This window comes from Roseomonas sp. AR75 (assembly GCF_005222815.1).
Taxonomy (GTDB): domain Bacteria; phylum Pseudomonadota; class Alphaproteobacteria; order Acetobacterales; family Acetobacteraceae; genus Falsiroseomonas.
Window position 1 is genome coordinate 639,645 of record NZ_STGB01000001.1, and the last position, 13,620, is coordinate 653,264.

The 13,620-nt window shown below is 70.1% G+C and carries 14 protein-coding genes and 1 tRNA gene; 8 read left to right on the plus strand and 7 right to left on the minus strand.

The window, feature by feature from the left end:
* The first annotated feature begins 24 nt into the window (after positions 1–24).
* The 7 genes from rimM to E4T13_RS02960 all read left to right on the plus strand — a co-directional run bounded on the left by rimM (position 25) and on the right by E4T13_RS02960 (position 5,025).
* On the plus strand, positions 25–498 hold the full coding sequence (gene rimM, locus E4T13_RS02930) for a ribosome maturation factor RimM (protein ID WP_240790963.1): 474 nt from the start codon (positions 25–27) through the stop codon (positions 496–498).
* A complete protein-coding gene (gene trmD, locus E4T13_RS02935) occupies positions 495–1,238 on the plus strand; it encodes a tRNA (guanosine(37)-N1)-methyltransferase TrmD (RefSeq protein ID WP_137176737.1) in 744 nt (247 codons plus the stop codon). Before rimM ends, trmD begins: the two co-directional genes overlap by 4 nt.
* Positions 1,239–1,264: 26 nt before the next feature.
* Positions 1,265–1,660, plus strand: a complete 396-nt coding sequence (gene rplS / locus E4T13_RS02940) for a 50S ribosomal protein L19 (protein WP_137176738.1) — start codon at positions 1,265–1,267, stop codon at positions 1,658–1,660.
* Between the two features lie 59 nt (positions 1,661–1,719).
* Positions 1,720–3,150: a 3-isopropylmalate dehydratase large subunit gene (gene leuC / locus E4T13_RS02945; protein ID WP_137176739.1), complete on the plus strand. Its 1,431-nt coding sequence runs from the start codon at positions 1,720–1,722 to the stop codon at positions 3,148–3,150.
* Positions 3,150–3,776, plus strand: coding sequence for a 3-isopropylmalate dehydratase small subunit (gene leuD, locus E4T13_RS02950; protein WP_137176740.1), 627 nt, complete (start codon positions 3,150–3,152; stop codon positions 3,774–3,776). Before leuC ends, leuD begins: the two co-directional genes overlap by 1 nt.
* A 1-nt stretch (position 3,777) precedes the next feature.
* Complete coding sequence (gene leuB, locus E4T13_RS02955) at positions 3,778–4,890, plus strand: 3-isopropylmalate dehydrogenase (protein WP_137176741.1); 1,113 nt, start codon at positions 3,778–3,780, stop codon at positions 4,888–4,890.
* 58 nt (positions 4,891–4,948) lie between these two features.
* Positions 4,949–5,025: transfer RNA gene (locus E4T13_RS02960), tRNA-Arg, on the plus strand.
* Positions 5,026–5,075: 50 nt separating this feature from the next.
* On the opposite strand, the gene E4T13_RS02965 is transcribed toward E4T13_RS02960, so the two are convergent.
* The 4 genes from E4T13_RS02965 to E4T13_RS02980 are packed head-to-tail and all read right to left on the minus strand — an operon-like array spanning position 5,076 to position 9,491.
* Positions 5,076–6,518 carry an amidohydrolase family protein gene (locus E4T13_RS02965; RefSeq protein ID WP_137176742.1) on the minus strand — a complete coding sequence of 481 codons (1,443 nt, stop codon included), beginning with the start codon at positions 6,516–6,518 and terminating at the stop codon, positions 5,076–5,078.
* Entirely contained in the window at positions 6,515–7,816 is a 1,302-nt protein-coding gene (locus E4T13_RS02970; protein WP_137176743.1) for a TRAP transporter large permease, read from the minus strand. Before E4T13_RS02970 ends, E4T13_RS02965 begins: the two co-directional genes overlap by 4 nt.
* Positions 7,817–7,831: 15 nt before the next feature.
* Entirely contained in the window at positions 7,832–8,446 is a 615-nt protein-coding gene (locus tag E4T13_RS02975; RefSeq protein ID WP_137176744.1) for a TRAP transporter small permease subunit, read from the minus strand.
* 1 nt (position 8,447) lies between these two features.
* Positions 8,448–9,491 (minus strand): TRAP transporter substrate-binding protein, encoded by a 1,044-nt coding sequence (locus E4T13_RS02980; RefSeq protein WP_137176745.1) that lies wholly within the window; start codon positions 9,489–9,491, stop codon positions 8,448–8,450.
* Between the two features lie 216 nt (positions 9,492–9,707).
* Between E4T13_RS02980 and E4T13_RS02985 the strand changes: the two genes are divergently transcribed.
* Positions 9,708–10,445: an aspartate/glutamate racemase family protein gene (locus E4T13_RS02985; protein ID WP_137176746.1), complete on the plus strand. Its 738-nt coding sequence runs from the start codon at positions 9,708–9,710 to the stop codon at positions 10,443–10,445.
* On the opposite strand, the gene E4T13_RS02990 is transcribed toward E4T13_RS02985, so the two are convergent.
* From E4T13_RS02990 to E4T13_RS03000, 3 genes are read right to left on the minus strand one after another with little or no spacing between them, the layout of a single operon-like run.
* A complete protein-coding gene (locus tag E4T13_RS02990) occupies positions 10,442–11,326 on the minus strand; it encodes a polysaccharide deacetylase family protein (RefSeq protein WP_137176747.1) in 885 nt (294 codons plus the stop codon). The two genes, E4T13_RS02985 and E4T13_RS02990, sit on opposite strands and share 4 nt — an antisense overlap.
* A 7-nt stretch (positions 11,327–11,333) precedes the next feature.
* Positions 11,334–12,815, minus strand: coding sequence for an FGGY-family carbohydrate kinase (locus E4T13_RS02995; RefSeq protein ID WP_137176748.1), 1,482 nt, complete (start codon positions 12,813–12,815; stop codon positions 11,334–11,336).
* A complete protein-coding gene (locus tag E4T13_RS03000; RefSeq protein WP_137176749.1) occupies positions 12,812–13,570 on the minus strand; it encodes a BtpA/SgcQ family protein in 759 nt (252 codons plus the stop codon). The genes E4T13_RS02995 and E4T13_RS03000 overlap by 4 nt, the downstream gene beginning before the upstream one ends.
* Between the last annotated feature and the right edge of the window lie 50 nt (positions 13,571–13,620).

Consider the following 13,620-nt stretch of genomic DNA (forward strand, 5'->3'; position numbering starts at 1 on the left):
GGCGAGATCGGGAGGCCGCACGGGGTGCGGGGCCTGGTGCGCCTGCACGCCTTCACGGACGACCCGATGGCGATCGGCCGCTACGGCGCGCTGACCGATGCGTCCGGCACACGGAGCTTCGCGGTGCAGGCGCTGCCGGGTGGGCTCGGCCGCATCGAGGGCATCGCGGATCGCGACGCCGCGGCGCGGCTGACGGGCACGAAGCTCTATGTCGCGCGCGACAGGCTGCCGAGCTCCGCCGATCCCGAGGAGTTCTTCCTCTGCGATCTTGAAGGTCTGAGCGCCTTCGATGCGGAGGGGAGGGGACTCGGCGTGGTGCGCGGCGTGGAGGAGTACGGCGCTGGTCCGTTCCTCGCGATCGAGGATGGTGGCCGCGAATTGCTCGTGCCCTTCACCAAGGTCGCCGTGCCCGCGGTGGATGTCGCGGGTGGGCGCGTCACCGTCGTGCGGCCGCCGGAAGTGGTGGTGCCGCCGCAACCGGGCGAGGAGGCCGCATGACCTGGCGCGCTTCCGTCCTGACGCTGTTCCCGGAGATGTTCCCCGGCCCCCTCGGCCTCTCGCTCGCCGGGAAGGCGTTGCGTGACTCGCGCTGGGGGCTGGAGACGCTGGACATCCGCGGCTTCGCCAAGGACCGCCATCGCAGCGTTGACGACACGCCCTTCGGCGGCGGCGCGGGGATGGTCATGCGACCGGACGTGGTCGATGCCGCGCTCAGTGCGGCCATCGAGGCCAACCCGGATGCGCGGTGCATCTACCTCACGCCGCGCGGCAGGCTGCTGGACCAGGCGCTGGTGCGTGAGCTTGCGGCAGGGCCCGGCGTGATCCTGCTTTGCGGCCGCTACGAGGGCGTCGACCAGCGCGTGCTCGAAGCGCGTGAACTGGAGGAAGTCTCCGCCGGCGACGTCGTGCTCTCGGGCGGCGAGGTGGCGGCGATCATGCTGCTCGATGCCTGCGTGCGGCTGCTGCCGGGCGTGATGGGCGCGGCCGACAGCGCCGCCGAGGAAAGCCACGGCCCGGAGGGCCTGCTGGAATACCCGCACTACACGCGGCCCGCCGAGTGGCAGGGCCGGACCGTGCCGGAGGTACTGCTCTCCGGCCACCACGCCGAGGTCGCGAAGTGGCGTCGCGCGCGGGCCGAGGAAGCCACGCGACTGCGCCGCCCCGATCTCTGGGCGAAGCATCTGAACCGGAACGCGGGCGAAAGCGGGCGGCTGGACGGCCACCCGGCCGCCGCCTAGATGAAATCTCGAAGGGAACCACTCCGATGAACCTGCTTCAGCAGTTCGAGGCGGCACAGCAGGCCCGCCTCTCCAGCGCCAGGGCGACGCCCGATTTCGCGCCGGGCGACACCGTCCGCGTGATGGTCAAGGTGGTCGAGGGCGAGCGCACCCGCACCCAGGCCTATGAGGGGGTCTGCATCGCCCGTTCCAACCGCGGCCTGAACAGCAACTTCACCGTGCGCAAGCTGTCCTACGGCGAGGGCGTGGAGCGCGTGTTCCCGCTCTACTCGCCGAACGTGGCGGAGATCATCGTGGTGCGCCGCGGCCGCGTGCGGCGCGCGAAGCTCTATTACCTGCGTGGCCGGACCGGCAAGTCCGCGCGCATCCAGGAGCGCGCGCGCGAGACGACGACGACGACCGCGGCCGCCGCGGAAGGCTGAACGAACATCCCGCGCGCACCGGAAGGTCGCGCGGGTCTCGCTTGAAGGGTAGGGGAACCATGTCGGCACAGAAGCCGCGTACGCTGTTCGACAAGATCTGGGACGCCCATGTGGTGGAGACGCTTCCGGACGGCACCGCGCTTCTCTACATCGACAAGCACCTCACCCACGAAGTCACCAGCCCGCAGGCCTTCGAGGGCCTGCGGATGGCCGGCCGCAAGCTGCGGCGCCCGGATGCGACGATCGCGGTGGTGGACCACAACATCGCCACCGATGCCTCGCGCTACGGCACCATCGAGGATCCCGAGAGCCGCATCCAGGTCGAGACGCTGGAGCGGAACGTCGTCGAGTTCGGCGTTCCCTACATCCCGCTGACGGACAAGCGGCAGGGGATCGTGCATGTCATCGGGCCGGAACTCGGCCTGTCCCTGCCGGGCATGACCATCGTCTGCGGCGACAGCCACACCTCCACGCATGGCGCGATGGGCGCGCTGGCCTTCGGCATCGGTACCTCCGAGGTCGAGCATGTCATGGCGACGCAGACGCTGCTGCAGAAGCCCGCCAAGAACATGCGCGTTGTGGTGCACGGCCGGCTTCCGGTCGGCTGCACGGCGAAGGATATCGTGCTGGCGATCATCGGCAGGATCGGCACCGCCGGCGGCACCGGCCATGTAATCGAATACGCCGGCGAGGCGATCCGCGCGCTCGACATGGCGGGCCGCATGACCGTCTGCAACATGTCTATCGAGGCCGGAGCGCGCGCCGGCATGGTCGCGCCGGACCAGACCACCTTCGACTACGTGAAGGGCCGCCCCTTCGCGCCCCAGGGCGAGGCGTATGATCGCGCCGTGGCGTGGTGGAGGACGCTGCCATCCGACCCCGGCGCGCATTTCGACGCGGAAGTGCGCCTGGACGCCGGGCAGATCGCGCCGCAGGTCACCTGGGGCACGAGCCCGGAAGACGTGCTGCCGATCACTGGCGTCGTCCCGAACCCGGCCGACGTCGCGGACGAGGCGAAGCGCACGCGCATGCAGCGCATGCTGGACTACATGGGCCTCACGCCCGGCCAGCGCCTGCAGGACCTGAAGGTGGATGTTGTCTTCATCGGCTCCTGCACCAACAGCCGCATCGAGGACATCCGCATCGCCGCGGAGATGGTGAAGGGCCGCAAGGTCGCCGACGGCGTGCGCGCGCTGGTGGTGCCCGGTAGCGGGCTGGTGAAGGAGCAGGCGGAGCAGGAAGGCCTGGACCGCGTCCTCAAGGAAGCCGGCTTCGAATGGCGCGAGGCCGGCTGCTCCATGTGCCTCGGCATGAACCCGGACAAGCTGAAGCCGGGCCAGCGCTGCGCCAGCACCTCGAACCGCAACTTCGAGGGGCGGCAGGGGCCGGGCGGGCGGACGCATCTGCTCTCGCCGGCCATGGCGGCCGCGGCGGCGCTCGCCGGTCGGCTGGCCGATGTGCGCGACTTCCAGCCTAAGGGGGCGGTGTGATGCAGGCCTTCACCAAGCTGACGGGCATCGCGGCGCCGATGCCGGAAGCCAATGTCGATACCGACAAGATCATCCCGGCGCGCTTCCTGAAGACCATCGCGCGCACGGGCCTCGGCAAGAATCTCTTCGCCAATGTCCGCTATCGCGAGGATGGCAGCGAGAACCCGGACTTCATCCTGAACCGGGAGCCGTACCGGAAGTCCGAGATCCTGATTGCGCACGAGAATTTCGGCTGCGGCTCCTCGCGCGAGCATGCGCCCTGGGCGTTGCTGGATTTCGGTATCCGCTGCGTGATCGCGCCGGATTTCGGCGACATCTTCCACAACAACAGCTTCAAGAACGGCATCCTGCCCATCCGTCTGCCGCGTGCCGTCTGCGACCAGCTGATCGAGGACGCGAAGCTCGGTCAGAATGCCCGCCTCACGGTGGATCTGGAGCGCCAGGTGGTGGTGCGGCCGAACGGCGAGGAGATCCCCTTCGAGGTCGATCCCTTCCGCAAGCACCTGTTGCTCAACGGCCTGGATGACATCGGCCAGACGATGCAGCACGCCCCGGCCATCGACGGCTACGAAGCGAAGCAGAAGGCCGCGCAGCCCTGGCTGTATGCCGCCGCACCGGGGGCCTGAGATGACGTCGAACAAGAAGCTGCTGATCCTGCCGGGCGACGGCATCGGCCCGGAGGTCGTCCGGGAGACGCGCCGCGTCGTCGAATGGATGGAGCGCCGCCGCGCGATCTCGTTCGAGATCGAGGAAGGCCTGGTCGGCGGCGCGGCGATCGACGCCACCGGCTCGCCCTGCCCGGACGCGACGGTCGAGGCCGCCAAGGCGGCGGACGCGGTGCTGTTCGGCTCGGTCGGCGGCCCGAAATGGGACAGCCTGCCCTTCGAGCAGCGGCCGGAGCTCGGCATCCTGCGGCTGCGCAAGGACCTTGGCCTGTTCGCGAACCTGCGCCCTGCCGTCGTGCTTGATCCGCTGCTGGATGCCTCCTCGCTGAAGGCCGATCTCGTGCGCGGACTCGACATCATGATCGTGCGCGAGACCACCGGCGGCGTCTATTTCGGCGAGCCGCGCGGCGTGACCACCGGTGCGGACGGCAAGCGCACCGGCGTCGACACCCAGATCTACCACGAGGACGAGATCGCCCGCGTCGCGCGCGTGGCCTTCGAGCTCGCGCGCAAGCGCCGCAGCAAGGTCACCAGCGTCGAGAAGGCGAATGTCATGCAGACCGGCCGCCTGTGGCGCGCCGTCGTGGGTGAGGTGCACAAGGCCGAGTTCGCCGATGTCGAGCTCGAGAACATGTACGCCGACAACTGCGCGATGCAGCTCGCCTCGAAGCCGAAGCAGTTCGACGTGATCCTCGGCGACAATCTGTTCGGCGACGTTCTGTCGGACCTGGCGGCGGCGCTGACCGGCTCGCTCGGCATGCTGCCCTCCGCGACGCTGGGCGCGGTGCAGCCCACGGGCAAGCGCCATGCGCTCTACGAGCCGATCCACGGTTCCGCGCCGGACATCGCCGGCAAGGGCATGGCGAATCCGTCGGCGCAGATCCTGTCCTTCGCCATGCTGCTGCGCATCTCCTTCGGCATGGAGGAAGAGGCCGCGCTGGTGGAGCAGGCGGTGGAGAAGGTGCTGGCCGGCGGCCTGCGCACCGCCGACATCATGGCGCCCGGCATGGCGCGGATCGGCACCAGCGTGATGGGCGAGGCGGTGCTGCGGGAGTTGGACAAGCTCTCTTCATGAAGTCGCCGCCCGGGGGTTGCGCCCCCGGGCCGGCCCCGCTACATCGCCGTTCCCGGCTGGACCCGTAGCTCAATTGGATAGAGCACCAGACTACGGATCTGGGGGTTAGGGGTTCGAATCCTCTCGGGTCCGCCAGGGTTTTTCCACCGATCTCGTCACGCGACGCCGCACTCGCTGGTGCGCCGTCAGCGCGCCAGCGGCAGCGCGAGCGGCGACAAGGCCTCGATGTCGGCGCCGGCGGGATCCCGCAGCGCGACGGCGGCCGCCAGCCTCTCCTGTTGGGCCTGCAGGGTGCGCGCGGCTTGCGGCTGGTCCAGGGTCAGCACGGTGCCCTCCGCCACGACCTGCCTGCCATCCACCCAGACGTCGCGCACCGCCCGCTCCGCCGCGACATGCACCAAATTCCGCAGCGGATCGCGCAGCGGCTGCATGGCCGGGTGATCAAGCGCGCAGCAGACGAGATCCGCACGCGATCCGGGCGCGATCCGTCCCAGATCCGGGCGTCCCAGCACCCCTGCCGCGGCGATCGTCGCCGCGTGGAAGACGCGCGCCGTGTCGCAGCGATGGCGCGGGCCGGCGGCGGCGCGCGCCAGCAGTTCCGCCACGCGCATCTCCTCCAGCAGGTTCTGCGGATGCGTGTCTGTGCCGATGGCGATGGGAATGCCCGCTTCCATGTAGGTGCCGAGGTCGTGCAGCAGCGTGCCGTCGCGCAGGAAGACGGTGGGGCAATGCGCGACGGCGGTGCCGCTGGCGGCGAGCAGGTGGAGGTCGGCGCGCTCCGGCCAGACCAGCCAGGGATGCTCGTCGGTGAACACCGCATGGCCGAGGATGGTGTGCGGGCCGAGGAAGCCCAGGCGATGCAGCCAGGCGATCGGCGTCATGTCGTGCCGGCGCGTCATGCCGGCGAACTCGGCGTAGCTCTGCGCAGCGTGGGTGTGCAGCGGCCGGCCGGTCTCGCGCGCCAGCGCCGCGCTGCGCTGCAGGAGTTCCGGCGTGCAGGTGTCCACCTGCGCCGGCGAGACCATGGCGGAGAGGCGCCCCGATGGATGACGCTCGGCCGCGTCCATCACCGCAGCGGCTTCCACGAAGGCGGCTTCGCCGAGGTCGGGCGCCCACTCGTATTGCGTCTCCTGGCCCGTCTCGGTGAACCAGGCGGCGGAGCGGAACATGGGCGCGGCAACGGCGCGGATCCCGCTTTCGGCCAGCAAGTCGAGCCAGCCCGGGTAGGCGTGGCTGAGATCCACCACGGTAGTCACGCCGCCCGCCAGCAGTTCGGCCAGGCCGAAGCGCGCGGAAGCGCGCTGCGCCTCGACATCCGGGATGAAGGCCTGGCGGAAGCGATGGCGCGCGGAATAGAACAGGCGGGGGTTGCCGAATTCCTCGACGAAGCCGCGGAAGATCGGCGACTGCGCCGGATGGCAGTGGATGTTGAGCAGCCCCGGGATGACGAGCAGCGCGCTGCCGTCGACCTCCCGCGCCGCCGCGCCGTCCCAGCGCCCGCCGACATGAAAGATGGTGTTGCCGGCGAAGGCGATGTCGGCGTCGCGGAGATACACGTGCGAGCCCCGCGCCGCGTCCCAGGCCACGGCCCAGGCGGCGCGGCGGATGCAGGTGACCGGCGCGGTCACGAGAGGAGGCCGGGCAGGAAACCGATGAAGGCGGGCCAGACGGTCATCAGCGCGACCATGGCGAACATGCAGGCGAGGAACGGCAGCGTGCCGGAGACGACCTCCGCGATGGTGCCGCGCCCACGCACGCCCTGCACGACATAGAGGTTCATGCCGACGGGTGGCGTGATCAGCGCGATCTCGCACATGATCACCAGGAAGATGCCGAACCAGATCGCGTCGTAACCGAGATGGGTCACGATGGGGAAGACGATCGGAATGGTGGCGATCATCATCGCCAGGCTGTCGAGGAAGCAGCCGAGGAAGATGTAGAGCAGCACCAGCAGCAGGATCATCACCCAGGGATGCACGTCGATTCCCGACATGGCGGCGGAGACCTGCGCCGGCACGCCGAGCACGCCGACGATGAAGTTCAGGTAGAAGGCGGCGACGAGGATCAGCAGCGTCATCGCCGTGACGCCGACAGTTGTCAGCATGGACTGCACAAGCATGTGCACGCTGAGCCGCCCGCTGGCGCCGACCAGCATCAGCGCGGCGACCACGCCGACACCCGCAGCTTCCGTCGGCGTGGCCCAGCCGGCGTAGATGCTGCCCATCACGACGATGAAGATGGCCAGGGGCGGCAGCAGGTCCTTCAGCCGGGCGATGCGCTCGGCCATCGGCGCCGCCTTCTCGCCGCCGCCGGCGATGGCCGGATGCAGCACGCTGGCGATGACGATCACCGCCATGAACATCGCTGCCATCAGCAGCCCGGGCAGGAAACCGGCGAGGAACAGCGCGCCGATCGAGGTGTTGGTCAGCGCGCCGTAGATGATCATGTTGATCGAGGGCGGGATCAGGATGCCGAGCGTGGCGCCCGACGCAACGGAGCCCAGCACCCATTTCTCGCTGTAGCCGCGCTTACGGAAGGCCGGGAAGGCCACGGTGCCGATCGTCGCGGCGGTGGCGACGGAGGAGCCGGAGATCGAGGCGAACAGCGTGGAAGCGGCGATGTTGGTGTGCAGCAGGCCGCCGGGCATGCGGTTCAGCCAGTCGGCCAGCGCGACGTACATCCGCTCGGTCACGCCGCCGCGCACCAGAATCTCGCCCATCAGCACATAGAGCGGGATGGCGACCAGCAGGAAGTTGTTGAGCGTGCCCCACATCATCGTGCCGAAGGGGCGGAACATCACGTCGCCGAAGTAGAACCACGCGCCGGCCGCCGCGGTGGCGAAGAGCGCGGTCGCGATGTGCAGCCCGAGCATCATCAGCCCGAGCAGGATCAGGAAGCCGACGAGGATTCCCTCGAGACCGATCATGCGGGATCCCCCGGCCTAGTTCAGCGTCGGCGCGGTGCCGTGGGCGCCGCGCTCCTCCTGGAACTCCTCCAACTCCTCCTGCGTGGTCAGCGGCCCGTAGAAGGCGGCGATGCGGTCCGGCGCGGCGAAGAGCAGCCAGGCCGCGTGCAGGGCCTGTGCCAGCGCGCAGACCGCGAAGGCGGCTGTGCCGATCATCCAGAAGGCCTGCGGGATCCACAGCGGGGTCTGCAGCGGCGTGCTGGCCAGGCTGTCGAAGGTCCAGGTCTCGTCGAAGGCGACCCAGGCATGGTCGGCCATGAAGACCGCGAAGCCTGCCAGCGTCGCGACCGCCAGCGCGTCGAGCACACGCGCCAGACGCCGCGGCATGTGCGGCAGCAGGATGTCGATGCGCGTGTGCCGCCGCCGCACCAGCGCATAGGCGAGGCCGAGCGAGCCGATCAGCGCCAGCGTGTAGCCGCCGAGCTCGTCGGTGCCCTGCACCGAGAAGCCGGCGAAGCGCCGCGCCAGCACGTCGAAGCCGATCATCAGCGCCAGGATGAACACCGCGATGCCGGCGAGCAGCGCGAAGCCGCTCGCCATCCAGTCCAGCAGCCGGAGCGGAAGCGGCGGCCGCGCCGGCTGCGCCGCCATCTCAGCGGATCGCCATGCCGCGGGCGCGGCCGACGGTGTCGTTCCAGACCTGCGCGCAGTTCGGGTAGCCGCGGGCGCAGCGCTGGCCCCACTCCGCCAGGATCACCTCCTCCGCGATGCGGCGCAGGCGCGCCTTGTCCGCCTCGCTCACCTGCACCAGCGTCATGTTGTAGGATTGGTGCGCCTGCCGAAGGCAGCTCGGCAGGCCGAGCGAGCAGTTGGTGGCATCCTCGTTCGTGGCGCTTGCAAGCTGCCACAGCGCGTCCTCCATCTGGCGGAACTGCGCCGTCAGCCCGTCGCGCACGGCCTGCGGCTGGCGGTTCCACCAGGCGAGATTCACCAGATGCGCCTGCACCGAGCCGGAGACCGAGAGCGGCAGCAGGTGCGTGGTGACCTCGGGCCACTTGCCGGTATTGGCGGAGGTGGGGGATGTGATGCCGCAACTCGCCAGGCCGCGCTGCAGCGCCGGGTAGACTTCCGGGAAGGCCAGCGTGACCGGCGTGGCGCCGAGGCGTTCCAGCAGCGCGGACATCGAGGCGGTGAAGCTGCGCACCTTCAGGCCACGCAGGTCGTCCAGCGTGCGGATCGGCTGGTTGCAGAAGAAGACCTGCGGGCCGAAGGGCCAGATGGCCAGCACGCGCGCGCCGAAGCGCTGCTCGATGCGGGCGTTGAAGGGCTCGCGATAGGCGTTCACCGCCGCGCGCAGCTCGCCCATGTCGGTGGAGACGCCGATCAGGTCGATTCCCTCGAGGAAAGGATCGTCGCGGGCGGCGAGGCCGACCTGGGTGGAGACCACATCGAAGGTGCCCGCGCGCACCAGGCGCAGCGCGTCCGCCATGTTGAGGCCAAGCGACTGGAACTCGCTGCGCTCGATCCGCACGCCGAGGTCGCTGGTCATGCGCTGCATCGCGGCGCTCTCGACCGGGAACTGCGTGCTGGCCTGTTGCGACTGGCTGAGCCATCGGATGCTTGTCTGGGCCGTTGCCGCTCCGGCGGAGAGCGCCAGGCCGAAGGCGGCGGCGAGAAGAAGGCGGGCAGGGCGCATGGTGGCCGGGTTCCCTCAGGATGTCCGTACGCATTGCAACCTGTAACCGGCGTGGCGCGCAAGCGGTGACGTGCCGGGATTCTGGGCAGGATGGGCAGGATGATGCACATGCATTGTCCGTGATGCCCTTGCCCTGTGCAGTGCGACATGGGCGACAGGCTGCGCGGCCCAGGCCATACTTACCCTTTCTGTCCCCTTCGGCACGGAGACGCCGCTTTGCGCCTGCTGGTCGCCAATCCCAACACCACGCCGCAGGTCACGGAGCTCTGCGCGCGCGCGGCGAGGGCGGTCGCCTTGCCGGGCACCGAGATCCGGCCCCTGACAGGCCGCTTCGGCGCGCAGATCATCAATTCCCGCGCCGAGAACGCGATCGCAGCCCACGCCATGCTGGAGATGCTGGCCGAGCACGCGCCAGACGCGGATGCGGTCCTGCTGGCGGTTTCCTACGACACCGGGCTGCTGGCGGCGCGGGAGGTTCTGTCCGTGCCGGTGGTGGGCATGACGGAGGCGGGGATGCTCGCCGCCTGCCTGCTGGGCACGCGCTTCGGGCTGGTGACCTTCGGCACGCCGGGCGTCTATCGCGAGCTTGTCGCGCTGTACGGCCTGACGGAGCGGCTGGCGGGCATCCGCAGCATCGTCGCCTCACCGAAGGATGCCTATGCGAATCCGGCGACGGTGGATGCGCAGGTCGCCGAGGCCGCGACGGCGCTGGTGGAGGAGACCGGCGCAGAGGTGGCGGTGCTGTGCGGCGCGGCGATGGCGGGCATGCCGGCGCGTATCGCCGACCGCGTGCCGGTGCCGGTGCTGGACGGGATCGCGTCGGGCGTCGGCCTCTGCGAGATGCTGGTGAAGCTGAAGACGGCGAAGGCGAAGGTCGGCAGCCTGGCGCATCCGGGCCTGCGCCCCACGGTGGGGCTGGCCGGGCCGCTGGAGGCGCTGCTGAAGGGCGGCTAGACGGCGCGCGACGGATCGGCGTGGATGAAATCGGCGATGTCGGCGCCGCGCGTGATCCAGAGATCGCCGGCGCGGGCGCGGACATGGTCCAGCGCGCGCGCGAACTGGCGGCGGCGGAAGGGCTGGCCGATGATGCCGGTGTGCAGCGCGATGCCGAAGGCCAGCGCCACGCCGTCCTTCGCATCCTCGATCAGTTGGTCCACCTGCGCGATCACCATGTCGGTGAAGTCGGCGGCACTGGCCTGGCGGCCCATAATGACGACGCTGTCGTTGACCTCCTGCGAATAGGGCAGGGCCAGCAGCCGGCCATCCGCTGTCTTCAGCCAGAAGGGCTGGTCGTCGGCGCACCAGTCCAGGATGTAGCGGTAGCCGGCAGCCCGAATCAGTTCCGGCGTGCGTGACGTCTCGGAAAGCCAGGGGCCGAGCCAGCCCGCGGGTGGCGTGCCGGTGGCCTGCGCGATGCGCGCGGTGGCCTCCGCGATCAGGGCACGCTCGGCGGGTTCGTCCAGCCCCGCCTGGCTCTCGGAATTGGTGCGGCCATGGCAGGAGATCTCGTGGCCCAGCGCCTGGCAGGCCGCGACGAAATCGGGCGCGTGGTCCAGCAGCGCGCTGTTCAGCAGGATCGTCAACGGCAGGTCACGCGATTCGAACTGGCGGAGCAGCCGCCAGGCGCCGACGCGCGTGCCGTACTCCCGCCAGGACGGGTTGAGCACGTCGGGCTTCGTCATGCCGGGGACGAGGTCCTCCACCAGCCCCTCGTCCCAGGCATAGTGCTCGACATTCAGGGCGAAATACACGGCGACGCCGGCACCGTTCGGCCAGCGGAAGCGCGGGCGGTCCTCGATGGAGCGGTAGGCGAAGCGATCCTGCGATGGGAGCATGGCGGCCTCAGGAAACAGCGGCGAGCTTGGGGAAGAGCGGCTTCAGCCGCGCATAGGTCTCGCGCCAGAGCGGATACAGCGCGTCGTAGCGCGCGACCCAGTCCGGGTTGGGCTGCACCACGGCGGCCGGCCGGACGAAGCGGCCCACCTGGTTCCAGTCCGGGAAGGCGCCGACCGCCATGCCCGCGACATAGGCCGCGCCGAGGCAGGAGCCGGGATGGCCATGCAGCAGTTGCACGGGCTGGCCCAGCACGCCGGCGGCGATGCGCATCCACAGCGCGCTCTGCGCGCCGCCATCGGAGGCGATGATGCGCGTGATCGGATGGCCGAGCTCGCGCAGCACCTCCAGGTGATGGCGGAAGCCGAAGCACACCGCCTCCAGCGCCGCGCGCCAGACATGCGCGAGGCCGTGATGCAGGCCGAGGCCGACAAGCGTGCCGCGCGCATGCGGATCGTGCAGCGGCGTCTTCTCGCCGAGGAAATAGGGCAGCAGCAGCAGCCCCTCCGCGCCCGGTGTCACCGCTTCGGCGCGCGCATCGAGCGCGGCGTGGTCGAGCCCGCCGCCCCATTCGCGGAGGATCCAGTTCAGCACAGCGCCGGAGGACGCCATGCAGCCATTCGGCAGGAACAGGCCGGGCACGAGATGGAAATCGAGGAACAGGCGCGGGTCCGGGCGCGGTGCCTCGGTCGCCAGAAGGATGTCGCCGGCGCCGCCGAACTTGATGAGCAGGTCGCCCGGCCGCGTGATGCCCGCGACGAAGGCCGAGGCGACATGATCGGCGCAGCCGGCGACGACCGGCGTGCCGGGCGCGAGGCCGGTCGCCGCGGCGGCCCCAGGCGTGACGCGGCCGACGACCTCATGCGCGTCGCGCAGCGGCGGCAGCACGCCGGGCCTGCCGCCCAGCGCGACCAGGTCATCCGCGAGAGCCCCCGTGCCGAGATCGAGGAACCCCGCCTCCAGCGCCCAGTTCCGCTCCAGCGAGAACGCGCCCGTCAGCTTCCAGGCGATGAAGTCGTAGGAGCCGAACATCGTCGCGATGCGGGCGAAGTTTTCCGGCTCGTGCTTCGCCAGCCAGCGCAGCTTCGGCGCGACGAGTTGCTGGTTGATGCCGTTGCCGGTGCGGCGGACGAAGGCGCCTTCGTCGGTCGCGCTTCGGATCTCCGCGACTTCCGCCGCGGTGCGCCCGTCGCTCTGCTGGATGCTCGGGCGGATCAGCCGGCCTTCCGCGTCCAGCAGCAGCAGCGCGGGGACCATGCCCGTTGCGCCGACCGCGGCCACCTGCGATGCGGCGATGCCGGCCTCGGCCAGCAATTCAGGGATGATGGCGCAGGCATTCGCCCACCATTCCGCAGGGTCCTCCTCCGCCCAGCCGGGCTTCGGGCTGCGCAGCGCGACGGGCCGGGAGGCGGTGGCCAGCACGCGCCCGCCGGCCTCGACCAGGATGCCGATGGTGGAGGTCGTCCCGATGTCGAGGCCGAGCAGGATCACGCGCGCAGCTTGCGCACGCGCTCCATGAAGCGCGCGACGCGGTCGGGGTCCACCTTGTTCCAGGTGTATCCCTCGCGCTTGAAATGCGTGCCGATCACGCAGCCATCCGCGACGGCGAGGATCTTGTCCACGTTGTCGATGGTGACGCCGGTGTTGGCGAAGACGGGCACGCTGCCGGCCGCGCCCTTCGCGGCGTCGAGGTCGGAGCCGTCCACGGCCTGGCCCGTGATCGCGCCGGAGACGCAGATCACGTCGGCCAGCGAGGAGAACACCACGCTCTTCACCCGCTGCGCCACGCCGCGGCTATCCAGCGCGCTGGCGAATTCGGCATTGACGTTGAACAGCAGCTTGAGGTCGGGACGACCGAGCTGCGCGCGCAGCCGCAGCGCGCCGGCGCAGTCCGGCTGCCACATCCCCATGTCCGAGGCATAGACGCCGGTGAAGACCTCGCGCGCGAAGCTGGCGCCGGTGGCGACCGCGAGCCCGACCGTTGCCACCGGGTCCCACAGGTAGTTCACGCCGAAGGGCACGGTCAGCCGCGCCTTCACTTGGCCGATGATCGCGGCCATGGCGGCGAGCGACTCGGGCGTGGCCTTCAGCAGGTAGGGCCGGTCGCCCTCATTGCCGAACATGATCGCATCCACGCCGCCCGCCTGCAGCGCCGCGATGTCTTCCTCGATGTCCGCGACCAGGCCTGCCATGCCGCGTGCTGCGTCGTACAGCGGCGAGCCCGGCAAGGGCCCGAGATGGGCCATGCCGATGATTGTTTTCCGCGTCGAGAAGAGGCCAGGAATCACGCTCGAAA